Below are 19967 nucleotides of genomic sequence, written 5' to 3'. Positions count from 1 at the left end.
GGTAAAGGAAAAGGCGGCAGCCGGGAGGACCGGTTGCCGCCTTTTCCTTTTCAACCCTGCCCGTCCCGGCTCGCCGTGACAGGCTTTTTTTTCAAAAGAAAAGGGCGCCCTTGCGGGCGCCCTTCCCTTTTACCGCGATGCTTCGTCGCCGGATCAACCGAGGTTGATGTCGGAGAGCGAGAGCACCGTGCTGTTGTACACGCCGAGCAGGCGCACCTCGGACGAGGCCACCTGACCGTCGCCGTTGGTGTCGACCACCTGGTACAGGCCACTGCTGGTGCCGTTGTTGGCCAGAACCAGCGTGCTCGCACCAGCCGACGAGTTCGTCAGCGTACCGAGAGCCGTACGGAAGTTGGCGAGATCGGTATCCGTCAGGCTGCCGCTGACCGCCGAGGACAGGCTGACCAGTTCGTTGGTCATGCTCACCCCGTTGGTCGCCGCGGTCGCCGTGGCCAGAGCCGCGTCGCCGTTCTTGTCCGCCGTGGTCCGGGCCGTACCGGTCAGCTGCACCTTGTCGGTGCCCGACTGGAAGCTCGACACCGAGATGAAGCCGGTGTTCGCACCCAGCGACGCGATGTCGCTGAAGGACGAGTACACCACCGTATCGGTGCCCGAACCCAGGCTGATGCTGTCGCCAGTACCACCCTGGAAGCGGATCGACCCGCTGGTCACCGTGATCGCATCGGTGCCGGCACCGCCGATCAGCGTCTCGACGCCCGAGACCGACATGGTCACGCCGGTGTCACCGGTGGTGATCACGTCGTTACCGGTACCGCCGGCCAGGGTTTCGATGCCGCGCAGCAGCACCGTCGAGCCGCCGTCGCCGAGGTTGACCACATCCGTGGCCGCACCGCCGACGATGATCTCGATGCCGCTCTCGGCCCGCATGGTCACGCCGGTGTCACCCAGCAGGACCAGGTCGCTGCCCGCACCACCGATCATGGTGTCGATACCGCGGGTGATGACGGTGTTACCCGACGCACCCAGGGTCACGACGTCCGAACCGGTGCCGCCGACCAGGAACTCGACGCCCGTCGCCAGCATCGTCACGCCGGCAGCGCCGGTGAAGACGATGTCGGTGTTCGCACCGCCGGTCAGAGTGTCGACACCCGACACGGTGATCGTGTTGCCCGTGTCGCCCAGCGTGATCACGTCGGTGCCGACGTTACCGACCAGCGTCTCGACCGCACGGGTCAGCAGGGTGCTGCCCACGGTGCCGAGGTTGACCACATCGGTGGCAGCGCCACCGATCAGCAGCTCGATGCCCGAACCCAGCGCCATGGTGACGCCGGTGTCACCCAGGAACACCCAATCGGTGCCCGCACCGCCCGACAGCGTGTCGATGCCGCGGGTGATGACGGTGTTGCCCGAGGAGCCCAGGGTGACGATGTCGGTGCCCGCGCCGCCGACCAGGAACTCGACGCCCGAGGCCGTCATCGTCACGCCGGCCGAGCCGGTGAAGACGATGTCGGTGCTGGCACCGCCGGTCAGGGTATCGATGCCGGTCACGGTGACCGTGTTCGCCGTGTCGCCGAGCGTGATCACGTCGGTACCGACGTTGCCGATCAGGGTCTCGACCGCACGGGTCAGCAGGGTGGTGCCCGAAGTGCCAATGCTCACCACGTCGGTGGCGGTGCCGCCGACCAGAACCTCGACATTCAGGTCCAGGCTCATCGTGTTGCCGGTGTCACCCAGGAACACGACGTCGGTGCCCGCACCGCCAACCAGCGTCTCGATGCCGCGGATGGTGGTGGTGTTGCCCGCCGAACCCAGGGTCAGGACATCGGTGCCGGCGTTGCCGATCACGAAGTCCGCACCCGAGACGGTCAGGGTCGCACCCGCCGAACCGGTGAAGATGACCTCCAGGCCCGTGCCGCCGATCAGCGTCTCGATGCCGAGCGCCAGCACAGTGCCGCCGACCGAACCGATGGTGACGACGTCGGTGCCCACGCCACCGGTCAGGGTCTCGACGCCCGACACCAGCAGGGTGTTGCCCGAGGTGCCCAGCGTGACGACGTCGGAGGCGGAACCGCCGATCAGCGTCTCCAGCCCGCTGACGAGCAGCGAGTTGGCCGTGTTGCCCAGCGTGACGACGTCGGAACCCACGCCACCGGTCAGCGTCTCGATGCCGCGCAGCAGCACCGTGTTGCCGGCCGAGCCGAGGGTGATGACGTCGGTGCCCGTGCCGCCGATCAGGATATCAATCGCCGAAACCAGGGCCGTCGAACCGGCCGAGCCCAGGAACACCAGTTCCGAACCCGTGCCGCCGGTGATCGTCTCCAGCGCATTGGCCAGGAGGGTCGTACCAGCCGAGCCGATGGTGACGACATCGGTGCCGACGTTGCCCGTCAGGGTCTCCAGACCCGAGACCCGCATGGTGCTGCCGGCCGTGCCCAGAGCGATGACATCGCTGCCCGCGCCGCCGGCCAGGGTCTCCAGACCCGAAACCAGCATGGTGGTGCCGGTGTCACCGATGGTGATCACGTCGGTGCCGACATCGCCCGTCAACGTCTCCAGACCACGCAGGATCATCGTGTTGCCGGCGGTACCCAGCGTCACGACGTCGGTGGTAGTGCCGCCGACCAGGATCTCGATGCCCGAAGCCAGGATCGTGTTGCCGACCGAGCCCAGGAAGATCAGGTCGGTGCCAGCGGCGCCGGTGATCGTCTCGAGGGAGTTGGCCAGGAAGGTCGAACCCGTCGAACCGATGGTGATGACGTCGGTGCCGACACCGCCCGTGATCGTCTCCAGAGACGTCGCGGTCATGGTCGTACCAGCCGTACCCAGGCTGACGACATCCGAGCCGGCGCCACCGGTCAGGGTCTCGATCAGCGTCACCGCAATGGTGCTGCCAGCCGAACCCAGGGTGACGACGTCGGTGCCGGCCGCACCGGTCAGGGTCTCCAGACCCGAGACCAGCAGGGTGCTGCCCGAGGTGCCGAGCGTGATGGCATCGCTGCCCATACCGCCCGTCAGGGTCTCCAGCGAGGAAACCAGCATGGTGGTGCCGGTGTCGCCGATGGTGATCGCGTCGGTGCCAGCGGCGCCGGCCAGGGTCTCCAGACCACGGACGATGACGGTGTTGCCCGAGGAACCCAGCGTGATGGAGTCGGTGCCCGCGCCGCCGATCAGGAACTCAAGCCCCGACGCCAGCAGGGTGTTGCCCGTCGAGCCGAGGAAGACCAGATCGGAGCCCGTGCCGCCGGTGATCGTCTCCAGAGCCGAAGCCAGCAGGGTGTTGCCAGCCGAACCCAGGGTGACGACGTCGGTGCCGACGTTGCCCGTCAGGGTCTCCAGACCCGAGACCAGCAGGGTGCTGCCGGCCGTGCCCAGCGTGATGGCATCGGAGCCAGCACCGCCCGTCAGGGTCTCCAGCGAGGAAACCAGCAGGGTGGTGCCGGTGTCACCGATGGTGATCACGTCGGTGCCAGCCGCGCCGAGCAGGGTCTCCAGACCACGGACGATGGTGGTGCTGCCAGCCGAACCCAACGTGACGACGTCGGTGCCCGACCCGCCGATCAGGAACTCCAGAGCCACGGTGGTCAGCGTATTGCCGGCCGAACCCAGGAAGACCAGATCGGTACCGGAGTTGCCCTGCAACTGCTCGATGTTCGAAACCAGCAGGGTGGTGCCGGCCGAGCCGAGAACGATGGCATCGGTGCCCACGCCGCCCGTCAGGGTCTCCAGACCCGAAACGGTCATCGTGATGCCGGAGGTGCCGAGGCGGACCACGTCGGTGCCCGCACCGCCGATGATCGCTTCCAACGACGAAGCCAGCAGCGTGTTGCCGACCGAACCCAGCGTGACGACGTCGGTGCCGGCCGCACCGGTCAGGGTCTCCAGACCCGAGACCAGCAGGGTGTTGCCCGAGGTGCCGAGCGTGATGGCATCGGTGGCGGTGCCGCCGGTGATCGTCTCGAACAGCGAGACCGACGCGGTGTTGCCCGTGTCGCCCAGCGTCAGGACGTCGGTGCCGACGCCACCGGTCAGCGTCTCGATGCCGCGCAGCAGCAGCGTGTTGCCGGCCGAGCCGAAGGTGACCGCGTCCGTGCCGACGCCGCCGATCAGGATGTCGACGCCCGACACCGAGATCGTGCTGCCGGACGTGCCGAGGAAGACCAACTCGGAACCCGTGCCGCCGACCAGCGTCTCAACGCCCGAAACCAGCAGCGTGCCGCCGGCCGAGCCGATGGTGACGACGTCGGTGCCGACGTTGCCCGTCAGGGTCTCCAGACCCGAGACCAGCAGGGTGCTGCCCGAGGTGCCGAGAGAGATGGCATCGCTGCCCGCACCGCCCGTCAGGGTCTCCAGCGAGGAAACCAGCATGGTGGTGCCGGTGTCGCCGATGGTGATCACGTCGGTGCCAGCGGCGCCGGCCAGGGTCTCCAGACCACGGACGACGACGGTGTTGCCGGCGGAACCCAGCGTGACGGAGTCGGTGCCCGCGCCGCCGATCAGGAACTCAAGCCCCGACGCCAGCAGCGTGTTGCCCGAGGAGCCGAGGAAGACCAGATCGGAGCCCGTGCCGCCGGTGATCGTCTCCAGCGACGAAGCCAGCAGCGTGCCGCCGACCGAGCCCAGGGTGATGGCATCGGTGCCCACACCACCGGTGATCGTCTCGAGCAGCGAGACGGTCATGGTGTTGCCAGCGGTGCCCAGACGGACGACGTCGCTACCGGCCTGACCGGTCAGGGTCTCGATACCCGACACCAGGATGGTGTTGCCGAGGACCGAACCGATGGTGATGACGTCGGTACCCTCAGCGCCCGTCAGGGTCTCGACGAGGGAGACGAACAGCGTGTTGCCCGAGGTGCCGAGCGTGATGGCATCGGTGGCGGTGCCGCCGATGACCGTCTCGAACAGCGAGACCGACGCGGTGTTGCCCGTGTCGCCCAGCGTCAGGATGTCGGTGCCCACGCCGCCGGTCAGCGTCTCGATGCCGCGCAGCAGCAGCGTGTTGCCGGCCGAGCCGAAGGTGACCACGTCGGTGCCGACGCCGCCGATCAGGATGTCGACGCCCGACACCGAGATCGTGCTGCCGGCCGTGCCGAGGAAGACCAGTTCGGAGCCCGTGCCGCCGGCCAGCGTCTCAACGCCCGAAACCAGCAGCGTGCCGCCGGCCGAGCCGATGGTGACGACGTCGGTGCCGACGTTGCCCGTCAGGGTCTCCAGACCCGAGACCAGCAGGGTGCTGCCCGAGGTGCCGAGAGAGATGGCATCGCTGCCCGCACCGCCGGTGATCGTCTCCAGCGAGGAAACCAGCATGGTGGTGCCGGTGTCGCCGATGGTGATCACGTCGGTGCCAGCGGCGCCGGCCAGGGTCTCCAGACCACGGACGACGACGGTGTTGCCGGCGGAACCCAGCGTGACGGAGTCGGTGCCCGCGCCGCCGATCAGGAACTCAAGCCCCGACGCCAGCAGCGTGTTGCCCGAGGAGCCGAGGAAGACCAGATCGGAGCCCGTGCCGCCGGTGATCGTCTCCAGCGACGAAGCCAGCAGCGTGCCGCCGGCCGAGCCCAGGGTGACGACGTCGGTGCCGACGTTGCCCGTCAGGGTTTCCAGACCCGAGACCAGCAGGGTGCTGCCCGAGGTGCCGAGAGAGATGACGTCGGAGCCCGCACCGCCGGCGATCGTCTCCAGCGACGAAGCCAGCAGCGTGTTGCCCGAAGCGCCCAGGGTGACGACGTCGGTGCCGGCCGCACCGGCCAGGGTCTCCAGACCCGAAACCAGCAGGGTGTTGCCCGAGGTGCCCAGCGTGACGGCATCGCTGCCCGAACCGCCGGCCAGGGTCTCCAGACCCGAAACCAGCAGGGTGTTGCCCGTGTCGCCCAGCGTGATGGCGTCGGTGCCGGCAGCGCCCGTCAGGGTCTCGAGGCCACGCAGAAGGACCGTGTTGCCCGCAGTGCCGAGGGTGACGACGTCGGTACCGGTGCCGCCGATCAGGATCTCGGCGCCCGAAACCAGCAGCGTGTTGCCGGCCGTGCCGAAGAAGACCAGGTCGGAACCGGCGCCGCCGGTCAGGGTCTCGAGGCCGGCCACCTGGATGGTGTTGCCCGAGGCGCCCAGGGTGACGACATCGGTGCCGGCAGCGCCCGTCAGGGTCTCGACAGCGTTGACCAGCAGCGTGCTGCCGGTGGTGCCGAGCGTGACGACGTCAAGCGCCGTGCCGCCGGTCAGCGTCTCGATGACGCCGACGGTCAGCGTGTTGCCGGTGTTGCCCAGCGTGATGGCGTCGGTGCCGACACCGCCGGTGATCGTCTCGACATCGCGGACCAGCAGGGTGGTGCCGGTGGTGCCGATGGTGAGGACGTCGGTGCCCGCACCGCCGACCAGGGTCTCGACCCCCGACAGGGTCAGCGTGTTGCCGGCCGAACCGAGGAGGACCAGTTCGGAACCCGCGCCGCCGGTCAGGGTCTCGAGGCCGGACGCCAGGATGGTGTTGCCCGAGGAGCCCAGGGTGACGACGTCGGTGCCGGCCGCGCCCGTCAGGGTCTCCAGACCCGAGACCAGCAGGGTGGCGCCGGTGGTGGAGATGGTGACGACGTCGGTGCCCGCGCCGCCGGTCAGCGTCTCGATGGAGCCGACGGTCAGCGTGTTGCCGGTATCGCCCAGCGTGATGGCGTCGGTGCCGGCAGCGCCCGTCAGCGTCTCGACGCCACGGACCAGCAGGGTGTTGCCCGAGGTGCCCAGCGTGACGACGTCGGTGCCCGTACCGCCGACCAGGGTCTCAACCGCCGACAGGGTCAGCGTGTTGCCGGCCGAACCGAGGAGGACCAGTTCGGAACCGGCGCCGCCGGTCAGGGTCTCGAGGCCCGACGCCAGGATGGTGTTACCACCGGCGCCCAGGGTGACCACGTCGGTGCCGACGTTGCCGGTCAGCGTCTCGACAGCGTTGACCAGCAGCGTGCTGCCGGTGGTGCCCAGCGTGATGACATCGGTGCCGGCGCCGGCGGTCAGCGTCTCGATCGCCTGGACGGTCACCGTGTTGGAAACCGCGCCCAGGGTGACGACGTCGGTGCCGACGCCGCCGGTCAGCGTCTCGACGGCGTTGACCAGCAGGGTGCTGCCGGTGGTGCCGAGCGTGATGACGTCGGTGCCCGCGCCGGCGGTCAGCGTCTCGATCGCGCCGACGGTCAGCGTGTTGGAAGCGGAACCCAGGATGATGACGTCGGTGCCGGCCGCGCCCGTCAGGGTCTCGATGCCGGTGATCGTCAGCGTGTTGCCGCTGTTGCCGAGCGTGATGACGTCGGTGCCGGCGGCACCCGTCAGGGTTTCGACTCCCGTGACCGCAAGGGTGTTACCCGCCGTACCAAGCGTGACGACATCGGTGCCGACGCCGCCGAACACGGTTTCGATCCCCGAAACCAGGACGGTGTTGCCCGAGGAACCCAGGGTGACAACGTCGGTGCCGGCGGCGCCGGTCAGGGTTTCGACGGCGTTGACCAGCAGCGTGCTGCCGGTGGTGCCGAGCGTGATGACGTCGGTGCCCGCGCCGGCGGTCAGCGTCTCGATCGCGCCGACGGTCAGCGTGTTGCCGCCGGTGAGCAGGGTGATGACGTCGGTGCCAGCCGCGCCCGTCAAGGTCTCGAGACCGGAGACCAGCAGCGTGTTGCCCGAGGTGCCGAGCGTGATGACATCGGTACCGGCGGCACCCGTCAGCGTCTCGACGCCGGTGACGGTCAGCGTGTTGCCCGAGGTGCCCAGCGTGATGACATCGGTACCGACGCCGCCGGCGATCGTCTCAAGCAGGCTCACCAGCATCGTGGCGCCGGCCGTGCCGACCGTGATGACGTCGGTGCCGACACCGCCGGTGATCGTCTCAAGCAGGCTCACCAGCATCGTGGAACCCGACGTGCCCACGGACACGACATCGGACGTCGAGCTGCCCACCAGGGTTTCCAGCAACGAAACCTGAAGGGTGGAACCGGCAGTCAGAGTGACGAAATCGGTATCGGTCGAGCCGATCAGGGTCTCCAGCAACGAAACCGCGATCGTCTGACCGCCCGTTGCGAGAGAGACGAATTCAGTGCCATTGCTGCCGATGATTGTGTCGAATGTTGATAGGGTTAGAGTTTCACCCGTTGTTAGGGTCGTGCTTCCAGCCATACTGATCCCCTTCAGGTTTGGTTCGCCGGCGGATGAACCATATCTTTTGATGGCTAGCTCGCACATGGCTGAGGGCAGGCAGACTCAGCCCTCCCACGAGCTAGCACACCGTGACCTTGTTATCCGAAGGAACCGACCTAAAGCAACGCGTTTCTGCCAAAGTGGGTAGGACGAAGTGCCCCCTCTCATCAGTGGTCACAAGAACGAGCGATCGAACTTGGTGACTACCCCCAACAAACCTTTGTGATAGCTTGCAAAACGGCCGATATGGCCGATCCGCAACAGGCGGATTGGAAGTTGGCTCCCTCACCATTCGGCCGAGCGTCTGTCCCCTCCTCCGGGAAGGGAAGAGCACCCCTCCTCGAATCGACTGTACAGTGGCGAACATCCGGATGACTTGGCCTCAAGCTCCGGCTTGGCCATTTCCGGGCGCTTTTGCTACAGACTTATAATGCCGACTGTCTTTCGTTCATCACTGCAACGAGGATGGGCTTGGAGAATTCGGCTACACCCGCTATTCCGTTGCGGCGGCCGCCCGCCCAGGGGGGCGGGAACGAGGGCAGGGACGATCGATCCAGCATGGTAACCATTCAGGAAGCGCTCACAGCCGCCGTGCAGCATCACCAGAGCGGCCGGCTTGCCGTTGCCGCGAGGGTGTACCGCCGCATTCTCGAGATCACGCCCGACCAGACGGACGCCCTGCATCTGCTGGGGCTCGTCGCCCGGCGCACCGGGCAGTTGCATGCCGCGCTGCGCCTGCTGGCCCGTTCGCTGCGCATTTCCCCCGACATGGCCGAGCCGCGCCTCAACCTCGGCAACATCCTGCGCGACCACGGACATGGGACAGCCTCCACGGCTTACCGCAGCGCCATCGCCCTGCGGCCGGATCTGACCGCCGCCTATGAGAACCTGGGCGGGCTGTACCGCGCGCAGGGCCGCTCCGCCGAGGCCGAACACGCCTACCGCCTTGCGGTCCGCACCGACCCGATGGCGGCGGAAGGCCACAATGGGTTGGCCAACGTCCTTCAGGAACGCGAAGATCTGAACGGCGCCGTCGCCGCCTACCGCCGCGGGCTTGCCGTCGACCCCACCCATATCGCCGCCTGCAACAATATGGGCATCGCGCTGCGCGGGCTGGACCGGCAGGGCGTGGCGATGGCCTGCCACCGCCACGCCGTGACGCTGGACCCGTATTTCGCCGCAGGCCACACCAGCCTCGGCCTTGCCCTGCAAGAGCAGGGGCATTTGGAGGCGGCGGCGCGCGCCCATGCCCGTGCCGTCGCCGTCGATCCCGGCTTCGCCGGCGGCCATGCCAACCATGGCAATGCCCGGCTGAACCAGAACCGGGTGGACGAGGCGATCGCCGGCTTCCGCCGCGCCATCGCCATCGAGCCGGCCAGCCCGGACGCCCGCCGCAACCTCGGCATGGCCCTGCTGGTCGCCGGCCGCTTCGAGGAGGGGTGGTGCGAGTATGAGTGGCGGCTGCGCTGCAAGGACGCCCCCACCCATGCCGCCATGCCCAAGCCGCGCTGGACCGGCGAGCCGCTGGACGGCCGCCGCATCCTGATGCATGGCGAGCAGGGGCTGGGCGACGCCCTGCAGTTCTGCCGGTATGTCCCGCTGGTGGCGGCGCGCGGCGGCCGGGTGATCCTGGGCCTGCCGGCAGCGCTGGAACGGGTGATGGCCGGGCTGCCCGGCGTGGAGCGCTTCGTCAGCGGCCAGTTCCCCACCGATGCCGTCGACCTGCATCTGTCGATGCTGAGCCTGGGCGAGGTGTTCGGGACACAGATGGACACCATCCCGCATCGGGTGCCCTACCTGACGGCGGAACCCGACCTGGCGGCGCGCTGGGGCGAGCGGCTGAAGGCGCTGGAAAAGGACGGGGGCGGGCTGAAGGTCGGCATCGTCTGGGCCGGATCGCCGACCCACGGCAACGACAGGAACCGCTCCATCGGGCTGGCGCCCTTCGCAAGGCTGGCTTCAATTCCCGGCGTCAGCCTCGTCTCCATCCAAAAGGGGCCGACAGAGGGACAGGCGGCAAACCCGCCCGGCGGCTTCCCCCTGCTGAACCTGTCGCCCGACATCCACGACTTCGCCGACACCGCCGCCATCATGGCCGGGCTCGATCTCGTCGTCTGCGTCGACACATCCGTCGCCCATCTCGCCGGCGCGCTCGGCGTCCCGGTCTGGGTGATGGTCCCCTTCGCCCCCGACTGGCGCTGGATGCTCGACCGCGACGACAGCCCCTGGTATCCGACCATGCGACTGTTCCGCCAGGAGCGCCCCGGCTCTTGGGACGGCGCCATCCACCGCCTGGAGCGCGCCCTGCGCGAGCGGGCCGCATCTTCCCGCCACCTCAGAACAGGACCTTCCGACATGCCGATCCTGGCGCCCGTCTCCTGGGGCGAACTGCTGGACAAGATCACCATCCTCGACATCAAGGCCGAGCGTATCGCCGATGCCGACAAGCTGGCCAACGTCCGGCGCGAGCGCGAGGCGCTGGTCGCCGTGGCGGCGCAGGCCGACACCGCGCGTGCGGAGGTCGCGGCGCTGATCGACGAGCTGCGCGCCGTCAACACCACCCTGTGGGAGGTCGAGGACGAGATCCGCGACTGCGAGCGTGCCAAGGATTTCGGTCCGCGCTTCGTCGAGCTGGCCCGGCAGGTCTACCACACCAACGACCGCCGCGCGGCGCTGAAACGCGAACTCAATGCTCTTCTCGGCTCCGAACTGGTCGAGGAAAAGTCCTACCAGGCCTATTGATCCCCACCGGCCGCCCTCACCTCCTTCAGCCCAAGGGTCCTGCTCCATGACCGCCGAAACCGCCACCGGGACCGCCAGCAAACCGACCGACCGGAGCGCCCCGGAGCATCGTGGCCCGCAGCATCATGCCCTGGAACAGCGCCCGTCGCAGGTTCTGGAGCTGTGCCGGTCCGGCCGGCCGGAGGAGGCGGAGGGACCCTACCGCGAGCTGTGCGGCAACCCGCCGGCCGATGCAGCCGGGCTGCTGTCGCTGGCCGAAGCCGCCCGCATCCTGGGTCGGCCGGCCGAGACCGTGGCCTGGGCGGAAGCGGCGGTGCGGGCACAGGCGGACAGGGCCGAAGGCTGGAGCGTTCTGGCCCTGGCATTCGTCGCTGCCGGCCGCCTCGACGACGGCTATGCCGCGGCTGCCGAGGCGCTGCGGCGGGTGGGGAACGGTGCGGCGAGCGAAGCGGCTGCGATCCAGGCTGCGGTTCAGGCCCACCGCGCGCAGGCGCTCGCCCGGCTGCGCCTGGGCCATCTGGCCGAAGCGGCGGCAGCCTGCGACGCGGCGCTGCGGCTTGTCGACGGCGTAGCGCAGCCTCCCCAGTCGCTGCGTCAGGCGCAGGCCGAGACGCTGGGCACCCTGGCGCTGGTCCGCATGCTGGAGGGACGGACCGAGGAGGCCGAGGCTCTGTTCCGCCGGGCACTGTCCCACCGGCCGGTCCTGCCGGAGATCCTGGGCAATCATGCCTCGCTGCTGGCCCGGCTGGGCCGCGACGAGGAGGCGTTGGAGCAGGCCGAACAGGCGGTGGCGCTGCGTCCGCGTCTGGCTGGAACCCTGCACCTGATCGGCACCCTGCACCACCGCGCCGGCCAGCCGGAATCGGCGATCGCCGCCTTCCACCGGGTGCTGGCTGTCGATCCCGGCCATTCCGACGCCCGGCTGCGGCTGGCCGACAGCCTGCGCGTCGCCGGCCATTGGCAGGAGGCGGCCACCGTCTGCCGCGACGGGCTGGCCCGCATCGCCAACCCGGACGACCCCGGCCGCACGCCGCTGCTGGCCAATCTGGGCACCGCTCTGCAGTCCGGCGGCGACGCCGCCGGGGCGCTGGAGGCCTACCGCGAGGCGCTCCGCCTCGCCCCCGACCTGCCGGAGGTCCACAACAACCTCGCCCGCCTGCACCAGGAAACCGGCAACCCGGACGCCGCCATCGAGGAGCTGCGCCGCGCTACGGCCGGACGGCCGGCCAACCAGCCGCTTCCCCTGCCGCTGCGCCGCGCCCTGCTGTCGCTGCTGGTCGCCGCCGGCCGCACCGCCGAGGCGGAGGCGGAGGCTTTCGGCATCGCCCGCACCGCGCCGGAGGATGCGGAGCTGTGTTTCGGCATCGCAGCATTGTTCCTGCAAGGCGGCTGGCGCGACCAGGCCTTGCCCTATGTGCGCAAGGCGATCCGCCTCGCCCCCGACGTGCCGCGCAACTGGATCGCCTTTGCCGAGGCGCTGCGCGACGCCGCCCTGCCGGAGCTGGATGAAGGGTTGCGCGCCGACCTGCTGGCGGCACTCGGCCGGCCGGAGGTGGAGGGGAGCGGGCTGTCGCGCGCCATCGCCGGCACGCTGATGACCTCGCCCATCCTCGCCCGTCTCGCCGCCCTGCCGGAGGATTCCGGCCCCGCCCTGGACGACGCCAGCCGCACCCTGCTGGCCGACGGCTCGCTCGCCGGGCTGGCGGAGGATGCGCTGCTGCTGGTCCATCTGCGTGCCGCGCCGGTCTGCGATCCTGCCCTGGAGCGGGCGCTGACCCGGTTACGCCGGGTTCTGCTGCTGGCGCTGACCGGCCCCGGCCTGCCCGACCGGCCGGCCTGGCGCGCCCTGTGCGCGGCCATCGCCGGGCAGTGCTTCCTCAACGAATATGTCTTCGCCGAGACCGACGGCGAGTTCCAGGTTCTGGCAGTGCTGATCCGCGCGGCCGAAGCGGCGCTGACGGGCGGCGAGCAGCCGCCGGCGGTGCTGGTCGCCCTGCTCGGCGCCTACCGTCCGCTCTACCGCTGGGAACGGGCGGGCGCCCTGCAGGCCCTGTCCTGGCCCGAGGAGATCGCCCTGCTGCTGAACCGGCAGGTCGCCGAACCACTGGCCGAGGCGGCGATCCAGGCGGATCTGCCGGCGCTGACCCAGATCAGCCACCCGGTGTCGGTCGGCGTGCGCGCCCAGTACGAGGAGAACCCCTACCCGCGCTGGATGACCACCGGCCTGCTGCCGGAGCCGGTGACGCTGCCCCGTTTCCTGCACGCCCTGTTCCCCCATGCCGCCCTGCCCGCCTCCCCCGCTTGGGACGCGCCGGGCTGGGAGGCGCCGGAGGTTCTGGTCGCCGGCTGCGGCACCGGGCGCGAGGCGGTGTGGGCGGCCTCCACCCTGAAGAACGCCAAGGTTCTGGCGGTAGATCTCAGCCGCCGCAGCCTCGCCTACGCCACGCGGCAGAGCAGGCGGCTGGGGCTGACCGGCATCGAGTTCGCCCAGGCCGACCTCTTGGAGCTGGGAACGCTGGGCCGCCGCTTCGATGTGGTCCACAGCGTCGGCGTGCTGCACCACATGGAGGACCCGATAGCGGGTCTGCGCGTTCTGCGCAGGCTGCTGCGTCCGCATGGCGTGATGGAGGTGGGATTCTACAGCGCCGCCGCCCGCCGGCCGATCCTGGCCGCCCGCCAGTTCATCGCCGAGCGCGGTCACCCGCCGACCCTGGACGGCATCCGCCGTGTCCGCAGCGACATCCTGGGGCTGCCGGCCGACCATCCGGCACGCGCCGTTGTCCGGTCCCCGGACTTCTACGGCACCAGCGCCTGCCGCGACCTGCTGATGCATGTCCATGAGTTGCACGTCACCCTGCCCTGGCTGGCCGGCGCGCTGGAAACGCTGGGTCTGGAGTTCCTGGGCTTCCGGCTGGCCGATCCGGCGGTGGCCGCCCTCTACCGCAAGCGCTTCCCCGAAGACCCGGCAATGACCTCGCTCGCCCGCTGGGACCGGCTGGAGGCGGAGCATCCGATGATCTTCGGCGGGCTCTACCAGGCTTGGGTACGGGCGCGGGGGTGACCGCCCGTCATGCCTGGAAGTGGATCTCGCGCTTGCGGCGGAACACGTCCCGGACCAGGGCGAACTCCTGCGAGCGGTCCAATTCGGCAAGGAGACCAGGACTGCTCTGCCTTTCCTGTTCGGGCTGCTTCTCGTGCTTGGTCTTGTACTGGTGGTTCATGAACATGTTCACATGCCACCACAGGATCTGCTCCGTCACGCGTTCGGCATCGGCCGGCACGATACGGTCGATCCTGGTGAGCAGTTCCGCCAGCCTCGCCTGGAAGAGGCGTGACACTACCGGCCATTCAGGCGTGCGGATCAGATCGAACATGGTCCGCTTTTTCCACACGCCGCCCGATCCATCGACCTGCTGAATAGTCCCTAAATTGGACAACGACTTCAACTTTCCAAGAACGACGCAAACTGAACAGGGAATAAATTCCTCTCCAAAATAAGGTAGATAAGGTGCCGGAGCGACTTCATAGGCAAACCGCCATGCCTCTGTGCGATATACACCATATTGCACACTAATTGCCATTTGCGCGTATGTGGAAAATCTTTGAACCGCACTGTCGATGTCGTAATTTGGGAAAGGTTTTCGAGATACTTTTATTATATCTCCATACGGCGCGATTTCTCCAATCTCTACTTCTATCATTTCACATTTAGCGGCGATATATTCCGAATTATGCTCAAGAAATGCGACAGCAGCATTCATGCCAGAGGGAATCTGCAGATCATCATCTCCAGCATATGTGATGTATTTTGTGTCAACTGTGGCGATCAATTTCCGCCAAACATCGATCAAAGACACAGAGCGAGGATAACGAGTAAAACGCAGAGAAAATCGACAGTTCTTAAAACGCTCCACCAAATCACTTGCCAAATCTGCCTCTTTTCCTTCGCTAGAATCCCCAATAATTATGCACCCATCAAACCCAGAATTTTTATAGTAATTAAGAGACCTCTCCAGGTATATGCTCCGATTCATTGTTGGGATTATTATTGTAATTGGGGTCATCGCAACTCTCCCGCTCCATCTGGAATTTAAACATAATAATTCGCTGAAAATCGCTGCTATGGGAAGCATGTTTTTATCCGTCCCCCTTCCACAGGAGTCGCTGAGGCGAAAACTTTCCTTATCGGCACAAGCGGACAAAGGGCGCCGTTACCGTTGCCGCCCTTTCTGGCAATCGCTATGGTCGGCGGCGAGCGGCCGAGGGGCCGAACACGGCTTCACCTGACGACCTCCGTCATGGCTCGAAAGATGGCATCTTCCATGAGCACACAGCGCAAGAATTTGCGGATCGTCCAGGTTGAAACCTTTTATGCTCCCTATCTGGAAAGCTTTTATACCGAACACCCCGAGTTGAAAGCCGCCGGTTTCCGTGAACAGACCGATGCATTGCTTCGGGACGGTTTCAGTGCTCTTCACAACATCGCCCCGTACTTGGAGGCGATCGGCTACGATTCCCATTTTATCGTCGCCAATAACGGCTCCACGCAAGGAGCGTGGCTGCGCGAACATGGGATGACCATCCCAGGTCATGGGAATGTCATTCAGGATATTCTGCGCCGGCAGATCGATCTTCTCGCGCCCGATATCCTGTATTTCAGCGACTGCACCAGCTTCGATTCCCGTTTCGTCCGCAGCTTGACCCGGCGCCCGCCCCTGGTGATCGGCTGGCAGGCCGCTCCGGTGCCGACGGGAACCGACTGGTCCGAATTCGATGTGCTGCTGTCCGGATTGTCGGCGATGCGGGACATGGCATTGCGGCTTGGCGCCAAGGCGGCGGAACATTTCATGCCGGGCTTCCCGGCCTGGATCGGCGATGCAATCGGGCCATCGGAAGAGCGGCACGATCTGCTGTTCGCCGGTTCCTATACCCCGCATCAGCATGCTCGCCGCAACAGGCTGCTGACCCTGCTGGGGGAAAAGGCGCTGTCCGGCGCGTTCGACTGTGCCTTCCACCTCACCACGCCACCGGAAGCCTTGCCGCCGGCTCTTGCACGCTGGGCACAGCCTCCGGTTTTCGGACTGCCCATGCACCGGGTGCTGCGCAGCGGCCGCATCGTCTTCGACAGCCGCAGCGACATGAACGCCGTGGCACCCGACGGCACCGTCTTCGATGTCGCCGGCAACGAGACGGCCAACATGCGGCTGTTCGAGACGACGGGCAGCGGCGCCTTCCTTCTGACCGAACATCACGACAATCTTTCCCGATATTTCGAGATCGGCCGGGAAATCGAGACGTTCAGAAGCGAAGGGGAGCTTCTGGAAAAAATACATCATTACCTGGCAAATCCCGAAGAGCGGCGCGCCATCGCCCGCCGAGGCCAGGAACGTTGCCTGCGCGACCATTCCATGGCCCGGCGCATTCATGATTTCGACACCATCGTCCGGCGTCATCTGGCTGCCGCGGCAGGAAACGCAGACAGGGGAAAGAGGATGCCGGAACGGGTTTCCACAACCGTTGAAGAGACGCCGGCCGGGGCCAGCCGGCCAATCCGCCATTTCTGCACCTATTTCGACGGGAATTACGCGGCCCGCGGGCTGGTCATGATGGAATCGATCCGACGCTTCCTGCCGGACGCCCGCTTCCATGTTCTCTGCCTGAACGACACCGCTCATCGGATCGTGACGGAACAGCAACCGGCGGCAACCGCGATCCGCCTGAGCGAGCTGGAGGATTTCGACCCCGATCTGGCCGCCTGCCGCGCCGACCGGACCAAGGTCGAATATTATTTCACCTGCACCCCTTGCCTGCCCCGCATGATCCTGGCCCTGAATCCGGACATCGGCCATATCACCTACCTGGATTCCGACCTGTATTTCTACCGCTCGCCGGAAGAGGTGTTCACGGCGATCGGCGACAGATCGGTGGCCATCACCCCGCATCGTTTTTCGCCGGCCTGCGCCGACCGCCTGGTTTACGGTCGCTTCAACGTCGCCTGGGTTTCCTGGCGCAACGACCGGGAAGGCCGCCGCTGCCTGGAGGATTACCGGAGCGACTGCCTTGCCTGGTGCCATGACAGGCTGGAGGACGACCGCTTCGCCGATCAGAAATATCTGGACCGCTGGCCGGATCGATATCCCAATCTGCGCATCCTGGACGGCAAGGGGATCAATCTTGCGCTGTGGAACGTCGACAACCACCGCCTTCACCGTCGGGACGACGGAACCGTCATGGTGGACGACGAGCCGCTGGTCTTCGTCCATTTCCACGGCATCAAGCATATAGGCACCGGCACCTACGATCTGCGCCTGCGCGATTATCAGGTGCGCGCCAACATGCCGTTCCTGGTGGACGAGCTCTACAAGCCTTATCTGGCATCGATCGAGGCCGCCTTCGGCAAGCTGGCGCCGCTGTACCGGCTGGCCATTCCCGGCGATCCGCGTTTCGGCCAGACCCGCAACACAAAGATGGACGACGTGGCGGGTGCCGCCGGTGCCGCCGCTTCCGCGGCGGCCGGCGCCTCGTCAGCCGGCTATGCGGTGATCGACCGGCAGACCGCAGTCCGGCTGAGCGGCAGCGACTGGTCCGGCAGCGCCTGGGAACAGGACGATGTCGCTGAGCGCCAGGAGGCTGCCTATCGCGACCTGCTGACCGGGATGCGGCAGGGGCAGGCGCGCATCGACCTGGCCGTCGCCGCGACGGCGGTGGCCGCCTGCGGCCTGGAGGCGCCGACGCTGCTGGAGGTCGGCTGCGCCAGCGGCTACTACAAGGAGGTGTTCGATCACCTGCTGGGCGGCCGCGTCCGCTATGCCGGCATCGACCGCTCCGCCACCCTCATCGGCCTGGCCCGGCGGCAGCGCCCCGGAACGCCTTTCGAAATCGCCGACGCCACCCGGCTGCCGGTGGCCGACGCCGGCGTCGACATCGTGTTCAACGGCGTGGCGCTGATGCACATCGTCGATTACGAGGCGGCCATTGCCGAAAGCCGGCGCGCGGCCAAGCGCTTCGTGATCTTCCACACGGTACCGGTGCTGCACAACCGCCCGACCACCTACCTGACGAAGCTGGCCTATGGCCAGCCGACCGTCGAGGTCATCCTCAACGAAGGCGAACTGCGCGTCCTGTTCGCCCGCAACGGCTTGGCCGTGCGGCGCGTCTGGGGCAGCATCCCCTACGATCTGTCCGCCGTTCTAGGGGAAAGCACCCCGACCCGCAGCTTCCTGTGCGAAGTGGTGGAACCGGTCGTTCCCTTGCGCCCTGCCCTGCTCAACATCGGCTGCGGCAGCCACTTCCATGGCGACTGGGTCAATCTGGATGTCGCGCCGCGCGACAGCGCGGTGATGCCGCACGATGTGACGCGCCACCCGTTGCCCTTCGCCAAAGGCACCTTCGACGCGGTCTACCATTCCCATGTGCTGGAACATCTGCCGAAATCCGCCGTGCCGGCCTTCCTCGCGGACTGCCTGCGGGTGCTGAAGCCGGGCGGGATCCTGCGCATCGCCATTCCCGATCTGGAACGGATCTGCCGCCTGTACCTGGAATTCCTGAACCGGGCCGATTCCGGCGACAAGGAAGCCGCGGACCGTTACGACTGGATGATGCTGGAACTGCTCGACCAGATGGTCCGCAACGAGAGCGGCGGCGAGATGTTGCGTGCCTTGCGCCGCGTGCCCCTGCCCGCGGAAGACTTCATCGTCGAGAGGATCGGATGGGAGGCCAAGGGCATGATCGCCCAAATCCGGGCCGAAGCCGCCGCGGCACCGCAGGCCGCGAAGCCGTCGCATCCAGCAACGCTCTCGGCCGAAGCGATCGGACGGTTCCGGCAATCCGGCGAGGTCCATCAATGGATGTACGACCGCTTCTCGCTGCGCCGGCTGCTGACGGATACCGGCTTCATCGAAGCCGCCGTGACGGCCGCGTCGGACTCGCGCATCGCAGGCTTCGCCGCCTATGGTCTGGATGTCGAGGCGAACGGACGGGTGCGCAAGCCGGACAGCCTGTTCGTCGAAGCGCGCAAGCCGATCTGACGCAGGCTCCTTCCTAACTGGGACCCCCCTGATGAACGACATTTCCCCGGCCTGCAGCCCGTCCGCCGCCTTCGACGACCCCACCCGCTGGCGGGACCGCCGGGTCCTGATCACGGGCGGAATGGGCTTCATCGGCTCGACGCTCGCCAGAAGGCTGGCCGGGCTGGGAGCGGATGTCGTCGTCGTGGACAGCCTTGTGCCGGATTATGGCGGCAACCCGTTCAACATGGACGGATGCGGAGGTCCGGGCGGCAGGGTGCAGGTCAACATCTCGGATATTCGCGACCCGCACAGCCTGCGATGGTTGGCCCGCGACCGGGAAATGATCTTCAATCTGGCTGGCCAGACCTCGCACATGGATTCGATGACCGATCCATTCACCGATCTGGCCATCAACGGCACGGCCCAGCTCAGCCTGCTGGAAATCTGCCGCCAGCACAATCAGGGCGCCCGCATCGTCTTCGCCAGCACGCGCCAGATCTACGGCCGCCCCCGCTATCTGCCGGTCGACGAGAAGCATCCGCTCGACCCGGTCGACGTCAACGGCATCAACAAGATCGCCGGAGAATCCTATCATCTCCTCTATTCCAAGGTGTACGGGCTGCCGACCGCCGTGCTGCGCCTGACCAACACCTATGGACCGCGCATGCGGATCAAGGACGCCCGTCAGACCTTTCTCGGCGTCTGGGTACGCGCCGTCGTGGAGGGCCGTCCTTTCGAGGTCTGGGGCGGAGACCAGCTTCGCGACTATACCTATGTCGATGATGCGGTGGACGCCATGATGCTGGCGATGCTGACACCCGAACTGGAAGGAAAGGCCTTCAATCTCGGCGGCGACCGGGTCGTCAGCCTGCGGGAAACCGCCGAAATCCTGGCCCGCCATTCCGATGGAACGTTCAGCACCCGAGAGTTCCCATCGGACAGGAAGCGCATCGATATCGGCGACTATTACGCGGACGACACGGCGTTCCGCACGGCGACCGGCTGGTCGCCACGGGTCAGCCTGGAGGAAGGATTGCGCCGGACCGTCGATTATTACCGCCAGCACCTCGCCCATTACCTCTGAGCCGG

7 protein-coding genes are annotated in these 19967 nt (G+C 67.1%); 4 read left to right on the top strand and 3 right to left on the bottom strand.

Going from position 1 to position 19967, the window contains the following annotated elements; translation table 11 throughout:
* Positions 1 to 153: 153 nt before the first annotated feature.
* Entirely contained in the window at positions 154 to 7980 is a 7827-nt protein-coding gene (locus AL072_RS31615) for a calcium-binding protein (RefSeq protein WP_245637101.1), read from the bottom strand.
* Between the two features lie 705 nt (positions 7981 to 8685).
* Here AL072_RS31615 and AL072_RS31610 point away from each other — a divergent pair.
* Positions 8686 to 10869 carry a tetratricopeptide repeat protein gene (locus AL072_RS31610; protein ID WP_045585416.1) on the top strand — a complete coding sequence of 728 codons (2184 nt, stop codon included), beginning with the start codon at positions 8686 to 8688 and terminating at the stop codon, positions 10867 to 10869.
* 46 nt (positions 10870 to 10915) lie between these two features.
* Entirely contained in the window at positions 10916 to 13930 is a 3015-nt protein-coding gene (locus tag AL072_RS31605) for a class I SAM-dependent methyltransferase (RefSeq protein ID WP_052710390.1), read from the top strand.
* Between the two features lie 7 nt (positions 13931 to 13937).
* Here AL072_RS31605 and AL072_RS33945 read toward each other — a convergent pair whose 3' ends face one another.
* Together AL072_RS33945 and AL072_RS34720 are read right to left on the bottom strand one after the other, a co-directional pair.
* Positions 13938 to 14933 (bottom strand): TIGR00180 family glycosyltransferase, encoded by a 996-nt coding sequence (locus AL072_RS33945; RefSeq protein ID WP_082109326.1) that lies wholly within the window; start codon positions 14931 to 14933, stop codon positions 13938 to 13940.
* Between the two features lie 147 nt (positions 14934 to 15080).
* Positions 15081 to 15440 carry a hypothetical protein gene (locus tag AL072_RS34720; protein ID WP_144428451.1) on the bottom strand — a complete coding sequence of 120 codons (360 nt, stop codon included), beginning with the start codon at positions 15438 to 15440 and terminating at the stop codon, positions 15081 to 15083.
* A gap of 3 nt (positions 15441 to 15443) precedes the next feature.
* On the opposite strand from AL072_RS34720, the gene AL072_RS31595 reads away from it, so the two are divergent.
* Together AL072_RS31595 and AL072_RS31590 are read left to right on the top strand one after the other, a co-directional pair.
* Positions 15444 to 18896: a glycosyltransferase family protein gene (locus AL072_RS31595; protein ID WP_052710420.1), complete on the top strand. Its 3453-nt coding sequence runs from the start codon at positions 15444 to 15446 to the stop codon at positions 18894 to 18896.
* Positions 18897 to 18927: 31 nt separating this feature from the next.
* Positions 18928 to 19962: an NAD-dependent epimerase/dehydratase family protein gene (locus AL072_RS31590; RefSeq protein WP_082109325.1), complete on the top strand. Its 1035-nt coding sequence runs from the start codon at positions 18928 to 18930 to the stop codon at positions 19960 to 19962.
* Positions 19963 to 19967 lie beyond the last annotated feature (5 nt).

This window comes from Azospirillum thiophilum (genome assembly GCF_001305595.1).
GTDB lineage: Bacteria > Pseudomonadota > Alphaproteobacteria > Azospirillales > Azospirillaceae > Azospirillum > Azospirillum thiophilum.
Note: the sequence above shows the minus strand (reverse complement) of the source record. Positions and strands in the feature narration are given on the sequence as shown.

What these genes read in the sequence shown, in the direction of transcription:
- AL072_RS31610 (WP_045585416.1), top strand. Translation starts at nt 8,686, where the DNA reads ATGGTAACCATTCAGGAAGCGCTCACAGCCGCCGTGCAGCATCACCAG.
- AL072_RS31605 (WP_052710390.1), top strand. Translation starts at nt 10,916, where the DNA reads ATGACCGCCGAAACCGCCACCGGGACCGCCAGCAAACCGACCGACCGG.
- AL072_RS33945 (WP_082109326.1), bottom strand. Translation starts at nt 14,933, where the DNA reads ATGACCCCAATTACAATAATAATCCCAACAATGAATCGGAGCATATAC.
- AL072_RS34720 (WP_144428451.1), bottom strand. Translation starts at nt 15,440, where the DNA reads ATGTTCGCGCAGCCACGCTCCTTGCGTGGAGCCGTTATTGGCGACGAT.
- AL072_RS31595 (WP_052710420.1), top strand. Translation starts at nt 15,444, where the DNA reads ATGACCATCCCAGGTCATGGGAATGTCATTCAGGATATTCTGCGCCGG.
- AL072_RS31590 (WP_082109325.1), top strand. Translation starts at nt 18,928, where the DNA reads ATGAACGACATTTCCCCGGCCTGCAGCCCGTCCGCCGCCTTCGACGAC.